We start from the raw sequence: 22,816 nt of genomic DNA on the forward strand, positions 1-22,816 counted from the left end.
CCGCCTCGTCCGCCCGGTCGCCACCGTCCGTACTACCCCGAGCACCGCGATCCGACGCGATCCGCCCGGTCCGGAAGGAATTCCATGTCAGAGAACCCCGACGCCATCGTCACCGACCCGAAGACCGAGGAGGCGGGTGGCTGCCCGGTCGTGCACACCGCCCGCGCCCCGCACCCGACGCAGGGCGGCGGGAACCGGCAGTGGTGGCCGGAACGGCTCAACCTGAAGATCCTCGCCAAGAACCCCCGCGTGGCGAACCCCATCGACGAGGAGTTCGACTACGCCGAGGCGTTCAAGGCCCTCGACCTGCCGGCCGTCAAGCAGGACATCGTCGAGGTCCTGCACACCTCCCAGGACTGGTGGCCCGCCGACTTCGGCAACTACGGGCCGCTCATCGTCCGCATGGCCTGGCACAGCGCCGGCACGTACCGCATCAGCGACGGCCGCGGTGGAGCGGGCCGCGGGCAGCAGCGTTTCGCGCCGATCAACAGCTGGCCGGACAACGCCAGCCTCGACAAGGCCCGCCGCCTGCTGTGGCCCGTGAAGAAGAAGTACGGCCAGAGCCTGTCCTGGGCCGACCTGCTGATCCTCGCGGGCAACGCGGCCCTGGAGTCGATGGGCTTCGAGACGTTCGGCTACGCCGGCGGCCGCGTCGACGTCTGGGAGCCCGAGGACGACGTCTACTGGGGCCCCGAGACGACCTGGCTGGGCGACGAGCGCTACACCGGCGACCGCAACCTCGAGGAGCCGCTCGGCGCGGTGCAGATGGGCCTCATCTACGTCAACCCCGAGGGCCCCAACGGCAACCCCGACCCGATCGCCTCGGCGCGCGACATCCGTGAGACGTTCCGCCGCATGGCGATGAACGACGAGGAGACCGTCGCGCTCATCGCGGGCGGCCACACCTTCGGCAAGACCCACGGCGCCGGGCCCGCCGACAACGTAGGGGCCGACCCCGAGGCCGCCCCGATGGAGGACCGCGGCCTCGGCTGGCGCAACACGTTCGGCACCGGCAAGGGCGCGGACACGATCACCTCGGGCCTCGAGGTGACCTGGACGGACACCCCCACCACGTGGGACAACAGCTTCTTCGACATCCTCTTCGGCTACGAGTGGGAGCTGACGAAGAGCCCGGCGGGCGCCAACCAGTGGAAGCCGAAGGACGGCGCGGGCGAGGGCACCGTCCCGCACGCCCACGACGCCACGAAGAAGATCGCGCCCAACATGCTCACGACCGACCTGGCGCTGCGCTTCGACCCGGTCTACGAGCCGATCTCCCGCCGCTTCCACGAGAACCCGGCCGAGTTCGCGGACGCGTTCGCCCGCGCCTGGTTCAAGCTGACGCACCGCGACATGGGCCCGAAGGCCCTGTACCTCGGTGCCGAGGTGCCGGAGGAGACGCTGATCTGGCAGGACCCGCTGCCCGAGGCCGAGGGCCCCGCGCTCACCGCCGAGGACGTCGCGGCGCTCAAGGAGAAGGTGCTCGGCGCCGGCCTCGGCGTGGACGACCTCGTCTTCACCGCCTGGGCCTCGGCCTCCACCTTCCGCGGCAGCGACAAGCGCGGCGGCGCCAACGGCGCCCGCATCCGTCTGGAGCCGCAGCGCGGCTGGGAGGCCAACGACCCGGAGCGGCTCGCCTCCGTGCTGCGCGCCCTCGAGGGCGTCCAGGCCGAGTTCGGCAAGGGCGGCAAGCACGTGTCGCTCGCCGACCTGATCGTGCTCGGCGGCACCGCGGCCGTCGAGAAGGCCGCCCGCGACGCGGGTCACCCCGTCGAGGTGGGCTTCACCCCCGGCCGCGTCGACGCGACGGACGAGCACACCGACGCGGACTCGTTCGCGCCGCTCGAGCCCGTCGCCGACGGGTTCCGCAACTACCGCGGCAAGGGCAGCACGCTGCCCGCGGAGTACCTGCTCGTCGACCGCGCCAACCTGCTCACCCTGAGCGCCCCCGAGATGACCGCCCTCGTCGGCGGCCTGCGGGTGCTCGGCGCGAACGCGGGCCAGTCCGCGGCGGGCGTCCTCACGGCCACGCCGGGCGTGCTGACGAACGACTTCTTCGTCAACCTGCTCGACCTGGACACCACGTGGCGTCCGATCGCCGGTGACACGAACGGCTTCGAGGCCGTCGACGCCTCCGGCAAGGTCATCTGGACCGGCACCAGGGCCGACCTCGTCTTCGGCTCGAACTCCGAGCTGCGGGCGCTGGCCGAGGTGTACGCGAGCGACGACGCGAAGGAGAAGTTCGTGCGCGACTTCGCCGCCGCGTGGACCAAGGTCATGGACCTGGACCGCTTCGACGTCGCCTGATCCGCACGCCGCAAGAACGGCCCGCCGCCCTGCCGTGAGGCAGGGCGGCGGGCTGCTTTCGCGTGCGGGCTGCTTTCGCGTGCGGGGCCGCCGGGCGTGCGGCCCGCTGCCCGCGCAGGGGCGCGAACCGGCCGCGGTACTGCGACGCCGGGACCGGCCCGGCCGGTACGGGTGCCACCGTCCGTCTCGGGTGCCGCCCGGGTGCCGGCCGTCGTGCAGCACCTCGCCCGCGGCGAAGCGTGAGGCCTCAGCTGACGACCACCTGTACGCGGGGCCGCGGGTCGGTCACTTTGGCGGGCCCGCCACAGCGGAGGCCCGCTGCGTCAGCCGCTGACGAAGCAGAACTCGTTGCCCTCCGGGTCGTGCACCACCTGGAACTGGCCGTACGTGTCGGTGACCAGCTCGCCGAGTGCGACCGCGCCGAGCCGCACGGCCTCCGCCGTCGCCGCCGGGATGTCGCCCGCCGAGAGGTCCACGTGCACCCGGTTCTTGACGGCCTTCGGCTCGGGAACGCGCTGGAAGGCGAGGCGGGGCATGTCCGGCGGGTCGACGTACGACCAGTGGTCCTCGCGGTCCACGGCCTCCGCGTCGAGCAGCGCCGCCCAGAACCGCGCCAGGGCCGACGGGTCGGCACAGTCGAAAACGATCTCGTCCAGTCGTGCGCGCATCGTACGAGCCTAGCGGCGTGCCGCCGTCCGTGCCGGGCTGTTCACGCGGTCCGAACGAGTGGGGGCGGGCAGGGCTCAGGGGCGAACCGCGCCGCGAACGCGGCCGCGTCCCAGCGCCCGCCGAGTGCGGGTGCGAGCCAGCCGGGGGACTGCGCGCGGAAGTCCGTGGGCGGCAGCGCCCCGGCGCCGTGCGGCACGGCGCCCAGCAGGGGCATGCCCGCGACCGCGGGCAGGTCCGCGAGGTTGCACCGCTCGGCCAGGTCCGGGCTCGCCGGCCAGCTCCCGATGACCGCCCCGAGCGCGCCGACCCCGCGGGCCCGCAGCGCCTCGGCCGTCAGCGCCGTCGTGTTCAGCGTGCCGAGGCCGGCGCGCACCACCACGAGGACCTGCGCGTCCAGCAGTCGCGCCGCGTCCGCGAGCGTGCCGCCCTCCTCGTCGAACCGTACGAGCAGCCCGCCCGCGCCCTCGACGAGCACGAGGTCGTGCTCCGCCGCGAGGCGCCGTGCCGCCTCGGCCACGTCGGCCGGGCCCACCGGCGCCATGCCGGCCCGCCGCGCTGCCGTCGCGGGCGCCAGCGGTTCGGGGAAGCGTGCGAGCTCGACGGTCGTGACCCCGCCCGCCAGCCGCCCGGCCGCCGCGACATCGCCCTCCTCGCCCGGCGCGAGGCCGGTCTGTGCGGGCTTGAGCACCGCGACCGTACGGCCCGCCGCGGTCGCGGCGGCGGCGACCGCCGCCGTCACCACCGTCTTGCCGATCTCCGTGTCCGTTCCGGAGACCACCACCACCGGCATGTCATCCCTCCTTCGCCGCCGCGGCGACCGCGCGGCAGATCGTCGCGACGTCGTCGTCGCCCGTCACGTAAGGCGGCATCGTGTAGACGAGGTCGCGGAACGGGCGCAGCCACACGCCCTCGCGCACCGCCGCGTCCGTCGCTGCCGCCATGTCCACCTCGTGGTCGAGCTCGACCACTCCGATGGCGCCGAGCACCCGCACCTCCCGCACGCCGGGCAGCGCGGCGGCCTCCGCGAGGCCCTCCCTGAGCCCGGACTCGATGCGCCGCACCTCGCGCGCCCAGTCCTGGCCGAGCAGCACGTCGAGGGACGCGCAGGCGATCGCGGACGCGAGGGGGTTGGCCATGAACGTCGGGCCGTGCGCCAGTACGGGCACCTCGCCGCGCGAGATGCCTTCCGCGACACGCTCCGTGCAGAGCGTCGCGGCCATGGTCACGTATCCGCCGGTCAGCGCCTTGCCCACGCACATCACGTCCGGGGCGACGGGCGCCTGCTCCGCGGCGAACAGCGTTCCCGTACGCCCGAACCCGGTCGCGATCTCGTCGAAGACCAGCAGCACGTCGTTCTCGTCGCACGCCTCGCGCAGCACCCGCAGGTACGCGGGGGAGTGGAACCGCATGCCGCCCGCCCCCTGCACGACGGGCTCGACGATCACGGCCGCTGCCTCGTGCGCGTGGCGCGCGACCAGCTCGCGCAGGGCGTCCGCGTAGGTGTCGTCGTAGGCGGCGGGGGGCGCGTCCGCGAAGACCTGGCGCGGCAGCGCCCCCGACCACAGCTCGTGCATGCCGCCCTCGGGGTCGCACACCGACATCGGGTGCCAGGTGTCGCCGTGGTAGCCGCCGCGCCAGGTCAGCAGCTTCCGCTTGCCGGGGCGGCCGAGCGAGCGCCAGTACTGGAGGCACATCTTGAGGGCGACCTCGACCGACACGGAGCCCGAGTCGGCGAGGAAGACGTGGCGCAGCGGCTCGGGGGTGATCTCCACGAGCCGCTGAGCGAGCCGCACCGCGGGCTCGTGCGTGAGGCCGCCGAACATCACATGACTCATCCGCCCCAGCTGTTCGCGCGCGGCCTCGTTGAGCACGGGGTGGTTGTAGCCGTGGATCGCCGACCACCAGGACGCCATGCCGTCGATCAGCTCGTCCTGGCCGTGCGCGGGCTCGGCGAGCCGAAGCCTGACCCCGGACGCCGACTCCACGACCAGCGGCTCGGCGCGGCCGGGCATCGGCCCGTACGGGTGCCACACGTGCGCCCGGTCGAGACGCAGCAGCTCAGCGACCTCAGGCATTCGGTGCCAGGTCCGTCCCCGCGCCCCTGCGCCGCACCGCGACGAGGTCGGGACGCGCCTCGCCGTCCTGCGTGCCGCACGCGGAGCCACCGCCGTCGTGCGAGCCGCACGCGGAGCCACCGCCGTCGTGCGAGCCGCAGGCGGAGCCACCGCCGTCGTGCGAGCCGCAGGCCGGGCCCGGGACGGACGAGGCCGCGGCCGCGGCCTCGTCCGTGGCCGCCGCGCGGTGCTCGGGCAGCGTCGTCTCGTCCGCGCCCTCCACCACGAACCCCGCGTCCGCGATCATCTCCAGGTCCTTCCTGCCCTCCTGGCCCTCGCTGGTCAGGTAGTCGCCCAGGAAGATCGAGTTGACCAGGTGCAGCGCGAGCGGCTGCATCGACCTGAGGTGCACCTCGCGGCCTCCGGCGAGCCTGACCTCCACGTCGGGGCAGACGAACCGCACCATCGCGAGGATCCGCAGGCAGCGCTGCGGCGTCAGGTTCCACTCCTTCGCGAGCGGGGTCCCCTCGAACGGGATCAGGAAGTTCACCGGCACCGAGTCGGGGTCGAGTGCGCGCAGCGAGAACACCACGTCCACCAGGTCCTCGTCGCGCTCGCCCATGCCGGCGATCAGCCCCGAGCACGGGGAGAGACCCGCCGACCTGGCGTGCCGCACCGTGTCCACGCGGTCGGCGTACGTGTGGGTGGTCGTGATGTCCCCGTACGTGGCCTCTGAGGTGTTCAGGTTGTGGTTGTAGGCGTCCGCGCCCGCCTCCTTGAGGCGCTCGCCCTGCCCGTCCGAGAGCAGGCCGAGGCACGCGCACACCTCGACGCCCTCGTTCTCGTTTTTGATCGCCTCGATCGTCCTGGACACCCGGTCGATGTCGCGGTCGCTCGGCCCGCGCCCGCTCGCGACCAGGCAGACGCGCTTCGCGCCGCCCGCGACGCCCGCGGCGGCGGCCTCGGACGCCTGCTCGGGCTTCAGCCACGTGTACTTGAGGATCTCCGCGGTGGAGCCGAGCCGTTGCGAGCAGTACGAGCAGTCCTCCGGGCAGAGCCCGGACTTGAGGTTGACCAGATAGTTGAGTTTCACCCTCCGGCCGAACCACTGGCGGCGCACCTTCCCGGCCGCCGCCACCACGTCGAGCAGTTCGTCGTCGGTCGTCGCGAGCACGGCGAGCGCCTCGTCGCGTGTCGGCAGCTCGCGCCGCAGACCCTTCTCCACCAGCGTCTTCAGCAGATCCATGGACAGATCTTCGCTCACGGCCGCATGCCGGTGCCAGGGTGGAAGTCACCAACAGGGGGCGGTCGAAGTGTGGACATGACCACACCTGCGGATGGTTTGGCGGCGGTTAGTGTCTGTCCACTGCCTACAAAAAGGACCGGACGCCATGGCCTACGACCCCTTCGCCTGGACCGACGACGACGCGCGCGGCAGGGCGGCCTCGGGGCTCGTGCGCACGCTGCGCCCGCGCCCCGCGCGAGCTGACGTCCTCGACCTCGCGAGCAACGACTACCTCGGCCTCGCGCGCCACCCCGCCGTCACGCGCGCGGCGGCCGACGCCGCGCTGCGCTGGGGCGCCGGCGCGACCGGCTCGCGGCTGGTGACGGGCAGCACGCTGCTGCACGCGGATCTTGAGCGCGAACTCGCCGCGTACTGCGGCTTCGAGGCCGCGCTCGTGCTGTCGTCCGGCTACGCGGCCAACCTCGCGGCCCTGACGGCGCTCACCGCGCGCGGTTCGCTGCTCCTGTCCGACGCGGGCAACCACGCCTCGATCGTGGACGGTTGCCGCCTCTCCCGCGCGGAGACCGTCGTCGTACCGCACGCCGACCCGGAGGCCGTGGCCAAGACGCTGGACGCGCGGGGCGGCGGCCGCGCGCTGGTCGTCTCCGACGCGGTGTTCTCCGTCGACGGGGACGCGGCACCGCTGGCAGCGCTCGCGCGGGCGTGCCGCGCGCACGGCGCGGCGCTGCTCGTCGACGAGGCACACGGCCTCGGCGTGCTCGGCCCCGGCGGGCGCGGCGCGCTGCACGCGGCGGGCCTCGCCGACCAGGCGGGCCGGGTGGCGGAGGGCGTGGTGGCCACGCTCACGCTCTCCAAGTCGCTGGGCAGCCAGGGCGGCGCGGTGCTCGGTCCCGCCCGGGTCATCGACCACCTGGTCAACACCGCGCGTACGTTCATCTTCGACACCGGGCTCGCCCCGGCGGCGGCCGGGGCCGCGCTCGCGTCGCTCGGGCACCTGCGGGAGCGGCCTGAACTCGCCGAGCGGGCACGCGAGGTGGCGCGTGCCCTGCACTCCGGGCTGCGTGCCGCCGGTCTTCGCGCCGTCACGCCCGACGCCGCCGTGGTCTCCGTGCGGGCGGACTCGCCGGGCGCCGCGCTCACCTGGGCCGCGGACTGCCGGCGCGCGGGCCTCCTGGTGGGGTGCTTCAGGCCGCCGTCCGTGCCGGACGGCGTCTCCCGCATCCGCCTGACCGCGCGCGCCGACCTCACCGACGTCCAGGTCGCGCAGGCCGTCCGTACGATCGTAGAAACCGCGCCCGGACGCTGAGCGGCCGGAGACTGGACGCCGCGACGCTGAGCGCCGGGCGCACGGCGCGGCCCTCCACCGTCAAACCCGCTCTGGTATCGAACAGTTCACCGCTTCGGGCGACAGATGCATGCATATCCCGGCGAATTGGCCGAACCGGTTGCACGATGGAGGACACGCCGGCGCGGGGCACCACCCTCCACGCCCCAACTTGTGCCCGTACTCATGCCCGGTGGGAAAGGGACAGCCGCGCCATGGCAGACCATCAGGAAGCATCCGTCACTCTGCCGAGCGAGCCCGCCTCGGTCCCCGTGGCCCGCAGATACGTCGCGGACTGCCTCGCCGAATGGGGGCTTCCCGGCGAGGCGGACACTGCGGAAACGGTCCGCCTGGTGGTCTCGGAGCTCGCCACCAACGCCGTCCTGCACACATTCGGCCGCTCCCCGACCTTCACGGTCGATGTCGCGCTCGACCGCGACGAGGCGCTGAGGATCGGCGTCACGGACAGCCATCCGCGCTGGCCCAAGCGGCTCCCCGCGGCCGTCCAGCAGGACAACGGCCGCGGGATGGTGATCATCCGCTGGCTGGCAGCCGAGTGCGGGGGACGGCTGTCCGTCACCCCGACACCGGAAGGCGGCAAGACCGTCTGGATCACCCTGCCATGGGTGGCGGCCGCCTGACGAGACGTCAGGCCACGCGCCCGTACCAGACGTTCTTGGTCCAGATGCGTTCGAGACGCACCGTGGAGCCCGTCTTGGGGGCGTGCCAGATCCGTCCGTGGCCCGCGTAGATGCCCACGTGGTAGGCGTATCCGTCGCTGTGGAAGAAGACCAGGTCGCCCTTGCGCCTGTGGGCGGCGGAGACGTGCTCGGTGCTGTTGTACTGCTGTTGCGTGGTGCGCGGCAACGACTTGCCGGCCTTCTTGTACGAGTAGACGGTGAGGCCCGAGCAGTCGAAGCTGTTGGGCCCGGTGGCGCCCCAGCGGTAGGGGGAGCCCTGCTTCGACGCCGCGACCTTCACCGCCTTGGTGGCGACCGCGGACGCCGCCTGCGCCTGTGACGTGCCCCCGGGGGCCACCAGGGTGCCACCGACCGCCACGAGCGTGAGAGCCGAGACGGTGCCGGCGCGGGAGAAGAGAGACGGGACATGAACCTGCGCACTCATGCGCAACCCTTCGTCAGCCGCCTGTGAAGGATGACCTGTCGGGTTCGGGCCAACGAAGGTGCCCGGCCGCGTGAGCGGCTTCACCCCGAGGAACGGTCGCGTGCCACGCGCCGGTCCGTAACGCTCGGGTCCTCCACTCCTGCCGATCCACTCATGTACGCACGGAATCCGGTACGGCGGCAGGACTCGGCGTCCGCCCGGACCGCCTCGCCAGGTGGCGAGGGCTTGCGACCTGTCATCGCTGGGATCCTCACGCGCCGGTGGACGGATTCCGAGTTGAAACGACGATATGTGAATTACCTCACGTATGGGCTGTTTGGTGGTATCAGGGGCCCGCGCCGTCCGCCTGACGCGCCGACGCGGGCCCCGCACCTGCGGCGCCGTCGCTCACGCGGCGCCGCGCCGCGGTCGCCTGCCGCAAGTGCGCGGCCCGTGTGCCCCCGTTCGTCCCCTACGCCGAACGAGGAGACGCGGCACACCGGATTGCGCCGTTCGTGGAACGCTCAGCCGGCCGCCGCGGGCGGGAGCGTGAGCCTGGCCGTACGCCGCTCGCCGTCGAGCACCCGAAGCGCCCGCGCGAGCGTGGCCGCATGCAGTTCGGACTCGCCGCGCGCGTGCATGCGCGCTAGGGCGTCCCGCAGCTCTGCCGCACGCGCGGGCAGGGCCTGAGCCGCCCTCAGCGCGCCGTACGTGTCGAGGCCGCGCGCCGGGTTGACGCGTCCCAGCAGGTCGACGACGGCCAGGTAGCCGTCGATCACGTCGCCCTCGGCGCGCGTCAGCGCGGGCAGCGGCGGGAGTTCGGGAGGCAGCACGGGCCGCTCACCGCCCGCGCCGCGCGGCGGCCGGGGCGGCGCCGCGGCGGTCGATGACGTGGTCCACGAGCCCGAACTCCCGCGCCGCGTGCGCGTCGAGCACCGTGTCGCGGTCGATGCGCTCGTCGACCTCGGCGGTCTCGCGGCCGGTGTGCAGGGCGAGCGCGCCGGTGAGGAACGCGCGCTGCCGCATCAGCTCCTCCGCCTGGATGGCCAGGTCGGACGGCTGGCCGCGCACCGGCTCCTCGATCGACGGCTGCTGGAGCACGATCCGCGCCCCCGGCAGCGCCATCCGCTTGCCCGGCGCACCCGCGGCGAGCAGCAGCGCCGCGACGGAGGCGACCTGGCCGAGGCAGGTGGTCTGCACGTCGCAGGAGATGACGCGCATCGTGTCGTAGATCGAGGTCATGGCGGTGACCGAGCCGCCGGGGGAGTTGATGTAGAGGGAGATGTCCTGGTCGCTCGCCGCGTACTCCAGGTGCAGCAGCTGTGCGATCACGTCGTTGGCCGCGGTCTCGTCGATCGGAGTGCCGAGGAAGACGATCCGGCCCTCCATCAGCTTCGAGTACGGGTCGAGCGTGCGCGTCCCATAGCTGGTGCGCTCGGTGAACTGCGGAAGGACGTAGCGGGCCGACGGCTGGTGCATGGCACTCTGCCTCTCCGTGGAGAACATTACAGGACGTGCAAAATGTACAGAACTATGATGGGGACTATGGCTCACGAGATTCCGGTGACGCAAGCCCGCGCAGAGTTCGCCGAGCTGATCAACCGCGTCGTCTACGGCGGGGAGCGCGTGGTGGTCACCCGGCACGGGAAGCCCCTGGTCGCCCTGGTGTCAGCGGCTGACCTGGAGTTCCTCGAAACCGCCGGGGAGGGGGCGGACGAGCCGCCGGTGCGCGCGGTCTCGACCGTCCACGACCAGGCGTCCGCTGCGGGCGAACGGCCGAGGTTCGGCATCGCCGCCCACTACACCGGCGAGCACCCGCCGAAGGAGTGAGAGCCGCGCCCGGAGGCCGGGCGCGGCCCGCCGGGCGGTCCACCGGGCCGCGCCCGCCCGTCACCACTCAGGTCAGCCGCGCCCCGCGAGCCACGCGTCCTCGGCCGCGTAATCGAACAGGCCGTCCCCGTACGCCCGCGCCATGACGGGGAACGCGTCCCGCCAGTCGGCGTGGCGCGCCAGCCGCGCCGTGAGGTCCTCGACGGTCGCGGGCAGCGAGGCCGCGTAGCCGGTCACGGGACGGTAGCCGAGCACCTGCCGCGCCCGCGTCATGTCCGACACCACCGGGCGGGGCACCGACCAGGGCGTGTCCCCGACGTTCTCGGCCGGCGGTGCGCCGTCCACCAGCACCGTCTCGGTCTCGATGCCCATCACCCGGTCGATCTCCGCGCCGATCTCGGCCACCGTCGGGGTGTCGGGATCCGAGGCGTTCAGCACGCCCGCACCCGGGTGCAGTGCCGCCAGCCGGATCAGCTCCGCGACGTTCGACGTGTGCATTGGATGGAAGCGGCTCTGGCCGCCGTAGGCGAGCACGCGCCGCCGCCGCCCGTCCAGCGCGCGCTTGACGAAGTACAGCTCGCGCGGGGTGCGGCAGTGCGGACCGTGGACGGCGCCCGCCCGCAGCACGGTGACGGGCAGCCGGCCCGCCCCCGCGAGCAGCGCCTGTTCGAGCTGTACCTTGCGGGTGCCGTAGCTGGATCCGCCCGGCGCCACCGTGCGCTGCGTCTCGGGGATCGGCACCGGGTAGCGGGGGAAGCCGTCGGGCTCGCCCTGCGTGTCGAAGTTGCGCCCCTCGCCGTCCTCGTACACCGCCGTGGTGGAGATGACGACCGCGGAGCCGACGCGCCCCGCCGATCGGGCCAGCTGCGCCGCGTGCGTCTCGTCGAACGCCACCAGGTCCACGAGGACGTCGCACCCGTCCCCGATCACCGCGTCGAACGCGGCGTCGTCCGCGCGGTCCAGCGCCACCGCGCGCACCCCGTCGGGCCACGCCTCGTCCCTGCCGCCGCCGCGGGAGGCGGCCGTCACCTGCCAGCCGTCCGCCGCCAGCGCCGTCACCGCGGGCCGGCCGATCTGCCCGGCGGCCCCTATCACCACTGCGTTGCCTCGTGTCATGCCGGGAACGCTACGGACGCCTCGGCGGCCGCGGCAGGCGTGTTCGCCGGTCGCGGATCCGCTGTCAGCCGATACGTTCCCCGCGCCAGGGACCCGGCACGGGGAACGTGGTCAGCGGCTGCAGAGAGGAAGCCGTCACCTCAGTGCCGTCACCTCAGTGCCGTCACCTCAGCTCGCGTACGGGCATGGTGTAGATGCCCCGTCCGTGAGTGGCGGCGTACAGCTTCCCGTCGGGGCCGACCTCCAGTTGCAGCACGGCCACCGCCGGCAGGTCGCCGACGCGCTTCCACGCCGACGAGTGCGGACCGCGGTAGACGACACCGAGGTCGGTGGCGACGGCGAGGCCCCCGCCCGGCAGGAACACCGCCGAGTCGGCCGGCACGTCGGGGAAGTCGCCGGACACGTCCTTCCAGGTCGTGCCCCCGTCCTTCGACTCGAAGACGTGGCCGACACCCGCGCCAGGCCCCTCCGTCCACTGGCGGGAGAAGCCGTTGACGGTCAGGTACACGTGCTGGGCGTCCTTGGGGTCGATCGCCAGGCTGCTCAGGTACCGGTTGGGCACCGTGCCCGTGACCGGCAGGCCGACCTGGTGCCAGCCGGTGCCGTCCGCGTTGCCGACGGCGATACCGCGCGTGAAACCCTGGCTGTCGCAGGGGCCGCACCAGGCGGCGTAGACCTTGCCGCCCGAGGACGCGACGGCCGTCGCCGTGTGGCCCTTGCCGAGGTCGAACGCGCTGGTCCACTCGGAGCCGCTGCGGATGGCGTAGCCCTTGCTCTGCACCCACACGTGGCGGCCGCCCGCGACCCACACGTCGCCGTTCTTGATGTCGGCCGACATCGGTGCGACGAACCGCGCCTCACCGCTCGCGCTGTCCGGCGGCGCCACGGAGTACGAGGTCGCCTTGGACGGGTCGTCCTCCCACGCGCCGTTGTTGACGCCGCAGTCCTGGGTGACCTGGATGTCGAGGTCGACGTACGCCTGGGCGATGTTGCAGCCGTTGGCGGGGTCGGTGATCGTCGTCGTGCCGTCGCCGCCGAAGTTGGAGCCCATGATGCGGTCGCCGGCGCGCAGTTCCGACTGGCCGTTGTCCTGGAGCCCGCCGGTGACGGAGACACCGCCGCGGTGGGCGAGGTCCTTGCCGACGCCCACCGAGTAGTACTGGAGCGTGTCGATGGTGCCGTCGTTGAGGGACTTCCAGTCCGTGGCGTGCCCCGCGGCGTCCTTCGACCCGTTCAGCGGGCGGCGGTACGCGCCGCCGTCATTGCCCACGTAGACATAGGACTTGCCGTGGTAGCGGCCGATCGCGACACCGTGCTGGTCGGAGTGCGTCGTCTGGTTGCAGGTGCCCGTCTGCTCCGACGGGTCGATGCTCCAGCACGAGAAGCCGAAGTTCCAGTACGGGCCGACGGTCGACCAGTTGGACCCGCCGTCGGTGGACTCGAAGACCTCTTCGAGACCCGCGTACACGTGGCCCGAATCGCTCGGGTCCACGGCGAGGAACTGGTTGTACCAGGCCTGCACGCCGGGCATGAAGCCCGGGTCCGTGAGCGCGGAGCCCGAGGCGCTCAGCTTGTGGTAGTCGGCGGTCTTCGTCCACGGGCCGAACGGCGAGCCGGACTTCGACACGTAGATGCCCTCGAGCGAGCTGTCCGGGTTGTCGGAGAGCTGCTCGGGCGACTGGTCGATCGCGTAGTAGCGGGACCCGTCGGCGGACGCGGCGAAGGTGACCTCGCCGACGTCGTTCGGGCTCGTCGGCAGGTCGCCGAGGCCGGCCGTCACCTTCTGCCAGGTGCCGTCCTTCTTCGCGTAGAAGCCGTTGTAGTCGTCACCGCTGCGCCAGCCGACCGCGAGGAGCACCTTGGAGGGGTCCTTCGGGTCGACCGCGATGTCGTTGGTGATGTTCTTGTACGGGGCCTCGGGGTCGTTCGCCTTGGAGTGCCCGGGCAGGTAGTCGGGGTTCGGGGCGTACTCCAGCTTCCAGTGGCCCGAGAGGTGCCGCGTGGAGTGGCTCCACACGCCCTCGCTCGTCGCCGCCCACACCTTGCCGTCGCCGAAGCGCAGCTGGTGGATGGTCGTGCTCTCCAGCTCGTCGCCGCCGACCCGGCTGCGCCGGGAGAACGTCCCGTGGTGCGGCCTCGACAGCACGTACACACCGGTGCCGAGGTACGCGTCCGCGTTGGTGGTCGCCTCGCCGGTGCCGAGCCACAGCCGGCCCGACGTGTCGAGGGCGAGCGCGCCGGTGGCCTGCGTGGGCAGCTTGTCGCTGATGGGCGTCCAGTGGCCGCCCCCGGTCCTGGACCGCCACACGCCACCGCCCGCGCTGCCCGCGTAGACGTAGCCGTCGTTGTCCGCCGCCATCGCGGCCATCCGGCCGGTGACGAATCCGGAGCCGCCGCTGGAGTTGGAGTCGATGTCCCGGTAGCGCGGGTCGTCCGAGTTGTAGGGCAGGTCCGTGATGTTCCGCCACTTGCCGCCGGTGCGGTGCAGCGACTGCAGGCTGTCCCACGCGGCACCGAAGGCGCCGGGCGCGACCACGCCGGGAGCGGTGCGGGCCTCGGCGAACTGCGCCGCGCCCTCGGCTATCTCGTCCGACTCGTTCCCGCCGTCGGGGTCGCCGCCGTCCTCGTCCTTGGCCGTCACGTTCGGTGTGAGGGCCCCGGCGGACGCGAGGCGCTGCTGGGCGACGCCGTCCATGGTGCGGGGGCCGAAAGGCTGGTGCTTGCCGCCCGGCGCGGCACTCGCCGGTAGGGCGATCAGCGCGGCGGACGCGGTGACGGCGCAGATCGTGAGCCATCGTCTCTTGCGGGTGGGTGATGCCACCTTGCTTCCTCCCGAGGGTGCTATCTGGAATGGCGCGTTCAGACCTGATCACAACGCCGTTCACAAGTCGCCCGCCCGTACGAGGATTTGGGGCAAAATTGACGAGAACCTGCCACTGATGGCGGTGTGGTCCGTGCGGAACGGGGTTCGCGTGCCCTCGCGCGCGTACGCCCGAACGGCCCCGTGCGGTGGCCGCCCGGTGCGCCGCGGGGTGCACTGGTCGCGACCCTCCTCACCGGAAGACCCGGAGTGACCATGCCGTTCCCGCCCCGCACCGGCGCAGCCGCGGCCGCGGCCTCGTGCGCCCTCGGCGTCCTCGCCCTCGCCGGCTGCTCAGGCGGCGGCAACGGCTCGTCCGGCACCAGCTCGGCCCCGGCCAGCGCCAAGACCACGCCCTCGGCGCCCTCGTCGTCCGCCGCGTCGTCCGCCACCAGTTCCGCGCCCGCGGCCGGCAAGGCGACCATCACCATCGACAACTTCCACTTCAAGCCGCCGAAGATGACGGTGAAGGCCGGGTCCACGGTCACCGTGACCAACAAGGACTCGACCGACCACACGGTCACGGCCACGGGCAGCGGCTCGTTCGACACCGGGCACATCGCGCCCGGCGCGACGAAGACCTTCAAGGCCCCCGCCAAAGCGGGCTCTTACCCGTACGACTGTTCCATTCACCCCTTCATGAAGGGCACACTCACCGTCAGTTGAGGGGAGCAGTCATGAGAGGCGACACACGCGCGGGGCGCTTCCCGCGCGGAACAGCACGCGTACTCGCCGCCGCCGGCCTCGCCGTCGACGCGTACATGCACGCCCATCTCGCCGACCGCTACGACGCGATCAGCGAGAGCATCAGCCAGGGGACCCTGTTCCGCATCGAGGCGGCGCTCGCCGCTCTCGCCGCGCTGCTCGTGCTCGTCTGGCGCCGGCGGCCCGTCGACCTGTTCGCCTGGGCCGTGGCGGCGGGCGGCCTGGCCCTGCTGCTCGTCTACCGCTACGTCGACGTGGGGACGCTCGGCCCGATCCCGGACATGTACGAGCCGATCTGGTACCGCGACAAGAACATCACGGTCGTCGCGCAGGCCGTCGCGATCCTCGCCACCGTCTTCCTGCTGCTGTACCGCCCGGGCCGCGTACGCGCCCACGGCGGCGGCAGGCACGCCTCGTACTGACCACCGCGGATCGACGCCCCGCGACGCCCCGCGGCCCGTCGCGCGCCCGCGCGCCCGCGCCCGCGGCGCGCGCTTTCGCACGCGCCGGTGTGACAGTCGATCCGGCGCTGTGAAAAGGGAGTTCCGTTCCCGATCGGTAACGTCACCTGGGCAGTCCGCGTGCCGCCGCGCGGAGTAGTGTGAATGCGTCGGCGGCAGGGGGTCGCCGAACATCTCCGGTCCCGGCCGGACGGGTGGGTGGAGGTGGGACAACGATCGATGTCCGATACAGACAACTCGTCCGCGAGCCCGGTGGGAGCAATCGGGCGCATCACCGTCCCCATCCCGCAGGACGGTTTCGGCGAGGTACTGGTGGCCGTACGGGGCGGCTCCGAGGCCTATGCGGCCTGGGCGGAACAGCCGATCGGCAAACACATCCGGGTGATGGTCACCGAGTGCATCTCGGCACGCTCGGTGATCGTGGAGCCCCTTCCCCTCTGACCACCGACCACATGTATGCGACAGGAGTCCTCTCATGTTGTTCTGGCGTGTTCCCGCGCCCAACGAGGCGATGCTCATCTCCGGCTCCAAACGGCGGCGGGACGACACCCAATTCCGCATCGTCACCGGGCACGGCAGCTTCGTGCTGCCGGTCAAGCAGAAGGCCCGCATGCTGTCGCTCGCGCTGCGCGAGGCCGAGATCGCCGAGGAGTGCGTCACCCAGCAGGGCATCCTGCTGACCGTCCGTGCCGTCGCCGTCTTCAAGGTCGGCGACGACGCGGTGTCGATCGCCAACGCCGCGCGCAGGTTCCTCACCGAGCAGGACCGCATGGAGGAGCTGGTCGGACGGATCTTCGCGGGCCACCTGCGGTCCATCATCGGCGGTCTCACCGTCGAGCAGATCATCCGGGAGCGCGACAGGGTCTCCCAGGAGGTCAAGGCGGGCAGCCACAGCGAGATGGAGAAGCTCGGCATCGTCGTCGACGCCCTCCAGATCCAGGAGATCGCCGACGCCACCGGCTACATCGAGAACCTCGCGGCGCCGCACGCCGCCGCCGTCGCGAGCCAGGCACGTATCGCCGCCGCGCGCGCCGACCAGCAGGCCGCCGAGCGCGAGCAGGAGGCCGCCGCGCTTAAGGCCGCCTACGAGCGTGACACGGCGATCAAGCGCGCCGGGTTCCAGGCGGAGACGGAGCAGGCGGCGGCGCGCGCGAGCCAGGCGGGACCACTCGCCCAGGCCACCGCGTCGCACCAGGTCATCGACGCGCAGACGGAGCTGGCCGAGCGGCAGGCCAGGCTCGCCGCGCAGCGCCTGGAGGCCGAGGTCAGGCGCCCCGCGGACGCCGAGGCCTACCGGCAGCGGACGCTGGCCGAGGCCAACCGCGACCGTGCGAAGGCCGAGGCGGACGGCAACGCGTACGCGGAGCGCACGCTCGCCCAGGCGCAGGCCGACGCGAACGCGGCACGCGCCGAGTCCCTGAAGAACGGCAACCAGGAGGTCATCGCGGCCAACCGCGTGGTCGAGGTCCTGCCGGAGCTCGCCGAGGCGGCCGCCAAGGGCATGCAGGGCGCGAACCTGACCGTGCTCAACGGCACGGACGGGCTGAACGAGATGGTGGCGGGCCTGGTCAGCCAGGGCATGGCCATCCTCAACACGCTCAGGGCGCAGACGGGCGGCGGCCAGGGCGGCAACGACCGCGGCGGCGACACCGCGCCCGGCTCCGCGCTCCAGACCCGTGAGCAGTCGCGCAACGGCTCCGCCGCGCCCGCGCGCATGGGCGACTCCGAGGACTGACCCACCGCTCGCGTACGCGGCTTCCGTCGCCGTGCCGGCCTGCGTGGCTCAGCGGCTACGGGTGGCGATCATGCCCATCGTGACCATCCCCAGCACCACCCAGCCGAACCACAGCCACCCGCTGCTGCCGAGCGCCACCGTGTACGCGGTGACCACCACAAGGGCGATCACGGTGATCACACCCATGCTCTTCGTGGATCCGGACATCGACGTCCTCCTCCCGGCCCGACCGTGCCTCCATACTCGCCCGGCGGGGGCCCGCGGCGCCACCGTCCGAGGACGGCCACCGTCCACGAACGGCCACCGTCCGAGGACGATCGGGCGGCTACCGCCCGCGCGCCTGGAGCGCCGCCAGGTAGTCGTTGTACGCGGCGAGCTCCTTGTCGCCGTCCCGGTCGGCGGCCCGGTCCGTGCGGCGCGCCTGCCGCTGGTCGGACTTGTACCACTGGAAGACGAGCGAGATCAGCACCAGCACCGACGGCACCTCGCTGAAGGCCCAGGCGATGCCGCCCGCCGCCGTCTGGTCGGACAGCGCGTCGATGCCGAGCGACGCCGCGGGGTGCTTGTACACGTTGACCATCGGCTCGCTCGCCATCATCAGCGCGATGCCGAAGAAGGCGTGGAACGGCATCCCGGCGAACAGTTCGAGGATCCGCATCAGGTAGCCCGACCTGTGCGGCCCCGGGTCGATGCCCATGATCGGCCAGAAGAACAGCAGGCCCACCGCGAGGAAGTGCACCATCATCGCGATGTGCCCCACCTCGGAGCTCATCAGGAAGTCGAAGATGGGCGTGAAGTACAGGCCGTAGAGGCTCGCGATGAAGATCGGGATCGTGAACCCCGGGTGCGAGACCACCCGCACGAACCTGCTGTGCAGCAGCATCAGCAGCAGCTCGCGCGGCCCCTTGCTGCCGCGCCTGGCCGCTACGGGCAGGGCGCGCAGCGCCAGCGTCACGGGAGCGCCGAGCAGCAGCAGGATCGGCGAGACCATGCTGATGATCATGTGCTGGATCATGTGCACGCTGAACATGACCATGCCGTAGGTGTTCAGGCCCGTGCACATCGTCAGGCCGACCGTCAGGACGCCGAGGAAGAACGCGACCTGCCGTCCGACCGGCCACGCGTCCCCGCGTCGCACCAGCCGCGCCACGCCCCATCCGTACAGTACGAGGGCCAGGCAGCAGCCCACGAGGAAGAACGGGTCGGAGGCGTACGCGAACGCACGGCCCAGCGTGAACGGCGGCAGATCCGTCATCATGCCGTGCATGCCGTGATCCATCCGCGTGCTCCATGGGGGGCGTGTTTCGTACCTGATGTCCGCCACCAGACTAGAACCGCCCCCGGCCGCTGCCGCGGGCGGGGGCGGTACCGGGAGCGGCGGGGCCGGGCCGGCGCCGGAGGCGCGGCCGGAGGCGCCGTCAGGGGCGTGCCGCTACAGCACGCACTCGGCCTCCGCGTAGCGCTCTGCCGGGACCGTCTTCAGCGTCTCGACGGCCTCGGCCAGCGGCACCATGTCGATGTCCGTGCCGTGCAGCGCCGTCAGCATGCCGAACTCGCCGCGGTGCGCGGCCTCGACCGCGTGCCAGCCGAACCGGGTCGCCAGCACCCTGTCGTACGCGGTCGGCGTGCCGCCGCGCTGGACGTGCCCGAGGATCACCGGACGCGCCTCCTTGTCGAGGCGCTGCTCCAGCTCGACGGCGAGCTGCCCCGCGACCCCGGCGAACCGCTCGTGGCCGTAGATGTCCGTGCCACCCTCGTCGAACTTCATGGAGCCCTCGCGCGGCTTGGCGCCCTCGGCGACCACTACGATCGCGAACCGCTTGCCCGCCGAGAACCGCTTGCCGACGAGCGCGGTGAGCTCGCCGATGTCGAAGGGCCGCTCGGGCACGACGATGGCGTGCGCGCCGGCCGCCATCCCGGAGTGCAGCGCGATCCAGCCGGTGTGCCGCCCCATCACCTCGACGATCAGCACGCGCTGGTGCGACTCGGCGGTGGTCTTGAGGCGGTCGAGCGCCTCCGTCGCGACGCCGACGGCCGTGTCGAAGCCGAACGTCACGTCGGTTGAGGCGATGTCGTTGTCGATCGTCTTCGGCACGCCGACGATCGGCAGCCCCGCCTCGGACAGCAGGTTCGCCGCCTTCAGCGTGCCCTCGCCGCCGATCGGGATGATCACGTCGAGGCCGAGGTCGGCGACGTGCCCCCTGGCGCGTTCGACGCCGCCGCGCAGATGCGCGGGCTGGACGCGGGACGAGCCGAGGATGGTGCCGCCACGGGCCAGGATGCCGCCGACGGCGTCAAGGTCGAGCTTGCGGTAGTCGCACTCCAGGAGGCCTTTCCAGCCGTCGTGGAACCCGATCACCTCGTCGCCGTGGTCGACGACGGCGCGGTGGACGACGGACCTGATCACCGCGTTGAGGCCGGGGCAGTCACCGCCGGAGGTGAGGACACCAATTCGCATGGCCCGGACAACCTTTGCAACGTGTGTGGGGCGATGCCGGACCCCGTCGTCCGGTCTGATCGCCGCCACCCTACCGGCGCACGGCGGCCCCGCCGAACCCGGCGTCCGCCTGCTGGACAGGTGGGCGCCGCAACGGCCCCGCAGCCCGCTCACATGACGAAGGCGCTGCTCAGGAGGGGTGCGTGCGAGACCGAACGAAGCGCTCAGGTGTGCGCCTGGCGCGCTCAGGCGGGCTGCGTCGCGGCGTTGATCCGCTCGTCCCGCAGCGCGTCGTACCACCGGTCGTCCACCGGCGGCAGCGCGTTCACGTCGAGGGCCAGCTTCAGCAGCAGGTCCGCGATGTGCGGGTTGCGCGCCATGACGGGGCCGTGCATGTACGTGCCGAACACCGTGTCGTTGAACGCGCCTTCGGTGCCGTCGCCCGTGCCGTTGCCCCTGCCGAGCCTGGTGCGCGCGAACGGCCGCGCCGACTGGCCCAGGTGGGTGATGCCCTGGTGGTTCTCGAACCCGGTCAGCGGCGGCAGGTTGAGGTTCGGGTCGATGTCCGCCAGGACGTCGCCGACGCAGCGCTCGCCCTCGCCGCGCGTGGAGACCACGTCCAGCAGGCCGAGCCCCGCCTCGCGCTGCCCGAGGTCGTTGACGAACTCGTGGCCGAGGATCTGGTAGCCCGCGCACACCGAGAAGACGATCGCGCCGTTCGCGACGGCGCGGTTGAGGCCGCCGTCCCTGCGCAGCCGCTCGGCGGCGAGCCGCTGCGGCCGGTCCTCGCCGCCGCCGATCAGGTAGATGTCACCGGACGTCGGCACCGGCTGGTCGCTGCGCACGTCGACCCGTGAGACGTTCAGCCGGCGCTGGTGCGCGCGCCGCTCCACGACCAGCGCGTTGCCCTGGTCCCCGTACGTGCTCAGCAGGTCCGGGTAGATCCACACCAGCCTGAGGCTGCTGTCGGTCATGCTCACTCGTTCCTCTCGGGTGGTCCGCTCGGTGTTGGGCTCGCCGGTCGCGCTGATCAGTTGCCGACGCGGCGGCGCAGGTCCTGGAACGCCGTGTAGTTGGCGATCACCTCGATGCGTCCCGGCGGCGCGTACTGCACCGCCTCGTCCAGCGTCTCGCAGACGCGGAAGGTCAGGCCCGCGACCTCCAGGCGCACCGCGAGGTCGAGCCTGCGGTCGCCGAGCACGCAGATCGGGTGCCCGGCGAGCCGCGTGTAGTCGACGTCCCACAGCCAGGACGTGTCGGTGCCGTCGGCGCCGCGCGCGTTGACCGAGAGGATGACCGGCGTGGGCGGCGGGTCGATCAACGAGAACGTCTCCAGCCAGCCTGCCGGGTTCTTCGCCAGCAGCAGCCTGAGGTCGCGGCCCTGGAAGGACACCACGTCGTAGCGGCCCGCCACCGCCTGCACCTGGTACATGCGCTGCAGCGCCACGCCGGGCGGCACGCCGAACGTCGCGGCGACGGCGGCGGACGTGGTGGCGTTGGCCTTGTTCGCGCGGCCGGGCAGCTGCAGGTGGATCGGCCAGGCCGAGCCGTGCGGATCGAGCACGTGGTCGTCGCGCAGCGCCCAGCCGGGGGAGGGGCGGCGGAACCCGCACTGCGCGCAGAACCAGTCGTCGCCGGGGCGCTGCATCACGCCGCCGCAGGACGGGCAGGACCAGGCGTCGTCCTTCCACTCCTGGCCGGCGGCGACCCACACCACGTTGGGCGAGGAGGAGGCCGCCCACACGATCAGGGGGTCGTCCGCGTTGGCGATCACGACGGCCTTCGTGCCGGCCAGGCCCTCGCGCCACTTCTCGGCGAGCATCCGGGTCTCGGCCGCGCGGTCGAGCTGGTCGCGCGAGAGGTTGAGCAGGGCGATCGCCTTCGGCGTGGTGTCGCGCGCCACGCCGGCGAGGTACTTCTCGTCGACCTCGATCACGCCGAACCTGGCGTCGGAGCCGCCGGCGAGCGCGGAGGTGATGCCCGCGGGCATGTTCGCGCCGAGCGCGTTGGACACCACGGGCCCGGCGGCGCGCAGGGCCTCGGCGATCAGCCGCGTCGTGGTCGTCTTGCCGTTGGTCGCCGACACGAGGATGACGTCGAGGTGCTGCGCGAGCCGGCGCAGCAGGTCGGGGTCGAGTCTGAGCGCGACCTTCCCGCCGATCACCGATCCGCTGCCGCGCCCGGCCGCGCGCGACACCGCCGCCGCGGCCTTGCCCGCCGTCACGGCCAGCCTGGCCCGCGAAGACAGCGGCTCCGTGTTGCCTGCCATCGTCCCTGTTCCTCCTCGCGTCGGTCCTGGGTCAGCCTATCGAGATCCGGCCACGGCCCAGAACCGCGCCACGAGGCCGCCACCGCCAACGCCGCCGGAGGCGGCCCTGAGCCGGACCGTACCCTGATGCGCATGCGTAAGCGCCCCATCCCCGGCAGCGCAGGGCGCGTACGAGCCATGCGGACGCTCGGCGACGCCGTCCTGCACGCACCGTGCGCGCCGGTCGACCGCTTCGGCCCCGCCGTGGCGGACCTCGTCGAGGACCTGTTCGCCACGATGTACGCGGCCCGCGGCGTCGGCCTCGCGGCCAACCAGGTCGGCGTGGGGCGGCAGGTGTTCGTCTACGACTGCCCGGACGACGAGGACGTCCGCCACGTCGGGCACATCGTCAACCCCCGGCTAGTCCTGGCGGACGGGGTCGTCGTGCGCGGCCCGGAGGGATGCCTCTCGCTGCCCGGCATCGAGGCCGGCACCGAACGGTTCGACCACGCCGTCGTGGAGGGGTTCACCTGGGAGGGCGAGCCCGTGCCAATCGAGGGTGACGGCTTCTTCGCCCGCTGCCTCCAGCACGAGACGGACCATGTGGCGGGCACCGTGTACGTGGACCGCCTGACGGGCCGCCGCAGGCGCAAGGTCCTGCGCGCCGCGCGCCGCGCCCCGTGGGGACCCGCCTGACGCGGGCGCCGCCGGAGGCGCCGG

23 protein-coding genes and 1 riboswitch are annotated in these 22,816 nt (G+C 72.6%); of the genes, 9 read left to right on the forward strand and 14 right to left on the reverse strand.

The features are described from left to right. The first annotated feature begins 84 nt into the window (after positions 1-84). Entirely contained in the window at positions 85-2,307 is a 2,223-nt protein-coding gene (gene katG / locus JFN87_RS16855) for a catalase/peroxidase HPI (RefSeq protein ID WP_209340905.1), read from the forward strand. Between the two features lie 323 nt (positions 2,308-2,630). Here the strand turns inward: katG and JFN87_RS16860 are convergent, their stop codons facing one another. The 4 genes from JFN87_RS16860 to bioB are packed head-to-tail and all read right to left on the reverse strand — an operon-like array spanning position 2,631 to position 6,276. Beyond that, positions 2,631-2,975 (reverse strand): VOC family protein, encoded by a 345-nt coding sequence (locus tag JFN87_RS16860; protein ID WP_209340906.1) that lies wholly within the window; start codon positions 2,973-2,975, stop codon positions 2,631-2,633. 41 nt (positions 2,976-3,016) lie between these two features. Beyond that, complete coding sequence (gene bioD / locus JFN87_RS16865; protein WP_209340907.1) at positions 3,017-3,766, reverse strand: dethiobiotin synthase; 750 nt, start codon at positions 3,764-3,766, stop codon at positions 3,017-3,019. Between the two features lies 1 nt (position 3,767). Further along, positions 3,768-5,051 carry an adenosylmethionine--8-amino-7-oxononanoate transaminase gene (locus tag JFN87_RS16870; protein ID WP_209340908.1) on the reverse strand — a complete coding sequence of 428 codons (1,284 nt, stop codon included), beginning with the start codon at positions 5,049-5,051 and terminating at the stop codon, positions 3,768-3,770. Further along, positions 5,044-6,276, reverse strand: a complete 1,233-nt coding sequence (gene bioB / locus JFN87_RS16875; protein WP_209340909.1) for a biotin synthase BioB — start codon at positions 6,274-6,276, stop codon at positions 5,044-5,046. The genes JFN87_RS16870 and bioB overlap by 8 nt, the downstream gene beginning before the upstream one ends. A 145-nt stretch (positions 6,277-6,421) precedes the next feature. Here bioB and JFN87_RS16880 point away from each other — a divergent pair, with 145 nt between their 5' ends. Next, positions 6,422-7,582, forward strand: a complete 1,161-nt coding sequence (locus JFN87_RS16880) for an 8-amino-7-oxononanoate synthase (protein ID WP_209340910.1) — start codon at positions 6,422-6,424, stop codon at positions 7,580-7,582. Between the two features lie 233 nt (positions 7,583-7,815). After that, positions 7,816-8,241, forward strand: a complete 426-nt coding sequence (locus JFN87_RS16885; protein WP_209340911.1) for an ATP-binding protein — start codon at positions 7,816-7,818, stop codon at positions 8,239-8,241. Between the two features lie 7 nt (positions 8,242-8,248). Here the strand turns inward: JFN87_RS16885 and JFN87_RS16890 are convergent, their stop codons facing one another. The 3 genes from JFN87_RS16890 to JFN87_RS16900 form a co-directional block, all read right to left on the reverse strand. Then, complete coding sequence (locus JFN87_RS16890) at positions 8,249-8,725, reverse strand: C40 family peptidase (protein ID WP_209340912.1); 477 nt, start codon at positions 8,723-8,725, stop codon at positions 8,249-8,251. 3 nt (positions 8,726-8,728) lie between these two features. Beyond that, positions 8,729-8,909: riboswitch (cyclic di-AMP (ydaO/yuaA leader) on the reverse strand. A gap of 319 nt (positions 8,910-9,228) precedes the next feature. After that, on the reverse strand, positions 9,229-9,537 hold the full coding sequence (locus JFN87_RS16895) for a hypothetical protein (RefSeq protein ID WP_209340913.1): 309 nt from the start codon (positions 9,535-9,537) through the stop codon (positions 9,229-9,231). A 7-nt stretch (positions 9,538-9,544) separates the two neighbouring features. After that, positions 9,545-10,183, reverse strand: coding sequence for an ATP-dependent Clp protease proteolytic subunit (locus JFN87_RS16900; RefSeq protein ID WP_209340914.1), 639 nt, complete (start codon positions 10,181-10,183; stop codon positions 9,545-9,547). A 66-nt stretch (positions 10,184-10,249) separates the two neighbouring features. On the opposite strand from JFN87_RS16900, the gene JFN87_RS16905 reads away from it, so the two are divergent. Then, the gene (locus tag JFN87_RS16905) at positions 10,250-10,534 is read left to right on the forward strand and encodes a type II toxin-antitoxin system Phd/YefM family antitoxin (protein ID WP_209340915.1); all 285 of its coding nucleotides are present in this window, start codon (positions 10,250-10,252) and stop codon (positions 10,532-10,534) included. Between the two features lie 72 nt (positions 10,535-10,606). On the opposite strand, the gene JFN87_RS16910 is transcribed toward JFN87_RS16905, so the two are convergent. Both JFN87_RS16910 and JFN87_RS16915 read right to left on the reverse strand, forming a co-directional pair. Next, entirely contained in the window at positions 10,607-11,650 is a 1,044-nt protein-coding gene (locus tag JFN87_RS16910; protein ID WP_209340916.1) for an NAD-dependent epimerase/dehydratase family protein, read from the reverse strand. A 163-nt stretch (positions 11,651-11,813) separates the two neighbouring features. Next, a complete protein-coding gene (locus tag JFN87_RS16915) occupies positions 11,814-14,471 on the reverse strand; it encodes a beta propeller repeat protein (RefSeq protein ID WP_209340917.1) in 2,658 nt (885 codons plus the stop codon). 255 nt (positions 14,472-14,726) lie between these two features. Here JFN87_RS16915 and JFN87_RS16920 point away from each other — a divergent pair, with 255 nt between their 5' ends. From JFN87_RS16920 to JFN87_RS16935, 4 genes are all read left to right on the forward strand, one after another. Further along, positions 14,727-15,176, forward strand: coding sequence for a cupredoxin domain-containing protein (locus JFN87_RS16920; RefSeq protein WP_209340918.1), 450 nt, complete (start codon positions 14,727-14,729; stop codon positions 15,174-15,176). An 11-nt stretch (positions 15,177-15,187) separates the two neighbouring features. After that, a complete protein-coding gene (locus JFN87_RS16925; RefSeq protein ID WP_209340919.1) occupies positions 15,188-15,637 on the forward strand; it encodes a hypothetical protein in 450 nt (149 codons plus the stop codon). Between the two features lie 258 nt (positions 15,638-15,895). Continuing rightward, positions 15,896-16,117 (forward strand): NfeD C-terminal domain-containing protein, encoded by a 222-nt coding sequence (locus JFN87_RS16930; protein WP_209340920.1) that lies wholly within the window; start codon positions 15,896-15,898, stop codon positions 16,115-16,117. A 34-nt stretch (positions 16,118-16,151) separates the two neighbouring features. Beyond that, the gene (locus JFN87_RS16935) at positions 16,152-17,411 is read left to right on the forward strand and encodes an SPFH domain-containing protein (RefSeq protein WP_209340921.1); all 1,260 of its coding nucleotides are present in this window, start codon (positions 16,152-16,154) and stop codon (positions 17,409-17,411) included. Between the two features lie 48 nt (positions 17,412-17,459). Here JFN87_RS16935 and JFN87_RS16940 read toward each other — a convergent pair whose 3' ends face one another. From JFN87_RS16940 to JFN87_RS16960, 5 genes are all read right to left on the reverse strand, one after another. Then, positions 17,460-17,618 (reverse strand): hypothetical protein, encoded by a 159-nt coding sequence (locus tag JFN87_RS16940; protein WP_209340922.1) that lies wholly within the window; start codon positions 17,616-17,618, stop codon positions 17,460-17,462. A 118-nt stretch (positions 17,619-17,736) separates the two neighbouring features. Continuing rightward, positions 17,737-18,690, reverse strand: a complete 954-nt coding sequence (locus JFN87_RS16945) for a cytochrome c oxidase assembly protein (protein ID WP_209340923.1) — start codon at positions 18,688-18,690, stop codon at positions 17,737-17,739. A 153-nt stretch (positions 18,691-18,843) separates the two neighbouring features. After that, positions 18,844-19,869, reverse strand: a complete 1,026-nt coding sequence (locus JFN87_RS16950; protein ID WP_209340924.1) for a 6-phosphofructokinase — start codon at positions 19,867-19,869, stop codon at positions 18,844-18,846. A 224-nt stretch (positions 19,870-20,093) separates the two neighbouring features. Further along, a complete protein-coding gene (locus JFN87_RS16955) occupies positions 20,094-20,822 on the reverse strand; it encodes a type 1 glutamine amidotransferase (RefSeq protein ID WP_209340925.1) in 729 nt (242 codons plus the stop codon). Between the two features lie 56 nt (positions 20,823-20,878). After that, the gene (locus JFN87_RS16960; protein WP_209340926.1) at positions 20,879-22,117 is read right to left on the reverse strand and encodes a MurT ligase domain-containing protein; all 1,239 of its coding nucleotides are present in this window, start codon (positions 22,115-22,117) and stop codon (positions 20,879-20,881) included. A 132-nt stretch (positions 22,118-22,249) separates the two neighbouring features. Here JFN87_RS16960 and def point away from each other — a divergent pair, with 132 nt between their 5' ends. Next, positions 22,250-22,792: a peptide deformylase gene (gene def / locus JFN87_RS16965; RefSeq protein WP_209340927.1), complete on the forward strand. Its 543-nt coding sequence runs from the start codon at positions 22,250-22,252 to the stop codon at positions 22,790-22,792. Positions 22,793-22,816: the final 24 nt, after the last annotated feature.

The sequence above is a fragment of the Streptomyces montanisoli genome (genome assembly GCF_017813245.1).
Lineage (GTDB): Bacteria > Actinomycetota > Actinomycetes > Streptomycetales > Streptomycetaceae > Streptomyces > Streptomyces montanisoli.

What these genes read in the sequence shown, in the direction of transcription:
- katG (WP_209340905.1), top strand. Translation starts at nt 85, where the DNA reads ATGTCAGAGAACCCCGACGCCATCGTCACCGACCCGAAGACCGAGGAG.
- JFN87_RS16860 (WP_209340906.1), bottom strand. Translation starts at nt 2,975, where the DNA reads ATGCGCGCACGACTGGACGAGATCGTTTTCGACTGTGCCGACCCGTCG.
- bioD (WP_209340907.1), bottom strand. Translation starts at nt 3,766, where the DNA reads ATGCCGGTGGTGGTGGTCTCCGGAACGGACACGGAGATCGGCAAGACG.
- JFN87_RS16870 (WP_209340908.1), bottom strand. Translation starts at nt 5,051, where the DNA reads ATGCCTGAGGTCGCTGAGCTGCTGCGTCTCGACCGGGCGCACGTGTGG.
- bioB (WP_209340909.1), bottom strand. Translation starts at nt 6,276, where the DNA reads ATGGATCTGCTGAAGACGCTGGTGGAGAAGGGTCTGCGGCGCGAGCTG.
- JFN87_RS16880 (WP_209340910.1), top strand. Translation starts at nt 6,422, where the DNA reads ATGGCCTACGACCCCTTCGCCTGGACCGACGACGACGCGCGCGGCAGG.
- JFN87_RS16885 (WP_209340911.1), top strand. Translation starts at nt 7,816, where the DNA reads ATGGCAGACCATCAGGAAGCATCCGTCACTCTGCCGAGCGAGCCCGCC.
- JFN87_RS16890 (WP_209340912.1), bottom strand. Translation starts at nt 8,725, where the DNA reads ATGAGTGCGCAGGTTCATGTCCCGTCTCTCTTCTCCCGCGCCGGCACC.
- JFN87_RS16900 (WP_209340914.1), bottom strand. Translation starts at nt 10,183, where the DNA reads ATGCACCAGCCGTCGGCCCGCTACGTCCTTCCGCAGTTCACCGAGCGC.
- JFN87_RS16905 (WP_209340915.1), top strand. Translation starts at nt 10,250, where the DNA reads ATGGCTCACGAGATTCCGGTGACGCAAGCCCGCGCAGAGTTCGCCGAG.
- JFN87_RS16910 (WP_209340916.1), bottom strand. Translation starts at nt 11,650, where the DNA reads ATGACACGAGGCAACGCAGTGGTGATAGGGGCCGCCGGGCAGATCGGC.
- JFN87_RS16920 (WP_209340918.1), top strand. Translation starts at nt 14,727, where the DNA reads ATGCCGTTCCCGCCCCGCACCGGCGCAGCCGCGGCCGCGGCCTCGTGC.
- JFN87_RS16925 (WP_209340919.1), top strand. Translation starts at nt 15,188, where the DNA reads ATGAGAGGCGACACACGCGCGGGGCGCTTCCCGCGCGGAACAGCACGC.
- JFN87_RS16930 (WP_209340920.1), top strand. Translation starts at nt 15,896, where the DNA reads ATGTCCGATACAGACAACTCGTCCGCGAGCCCGGTGGGAGCAATCGGG.
- JFN87_RS16935 (WP_209340921.1), top strand. Translation starts at nt 16,152, where the DNA reads ATGTTGTTCTGGCGTGTTCCCGCGCCCAACGAGGCGATGCTCATCTCC.
- JFN87_RS16940 (WP_209340922.1), bottom strand. Translation starts at nt 17,618, where the DNA reads ATGTCCGGATCCACGAAGAGCATGGGTGTGATCACCGTGATCGCCCTT.
- JFN87_RS16945 (WP_209340923.1), bottom strand. Translation starts at nt 18,690, where the DNA reads ATGGATCACGGCATGCACGGCATGATGACGGATCTGCCGCCGTTCACG.
- JFN87_RS16950 (WP_209340924.1), bottom strand. Translation starts at nt 19,869, where the DNA reads ATGCGAATTGGTGTCCTCACCTCCGGCGGTGACTGCCCCGGCCTCAAC.
- JFN87_RS16955 (WP_209340925.1), bottom strand. Translation starts at nt 20,822, where the DNA reads ATGACCGACAGCAGCCTCAGGCTGGTGTGGATCTACCCGGACCTGCTG.
- JFN87_RS16960 (WP_209340926.1), bottom strand. Translation starts at nt 22,117, where the DNA reads ATGGCAGGCAACACGGAGCCGCTGTCTTCGCGGGCCAGGCTGGCCGTG.
- def (WP_209340927.1), top strand. Translation starts at nt 22,250, where the DNA reads ATGCGTAAGCGCCCCATCCCCGGCAGCGCAGGGCGCGTACGAGCCATG.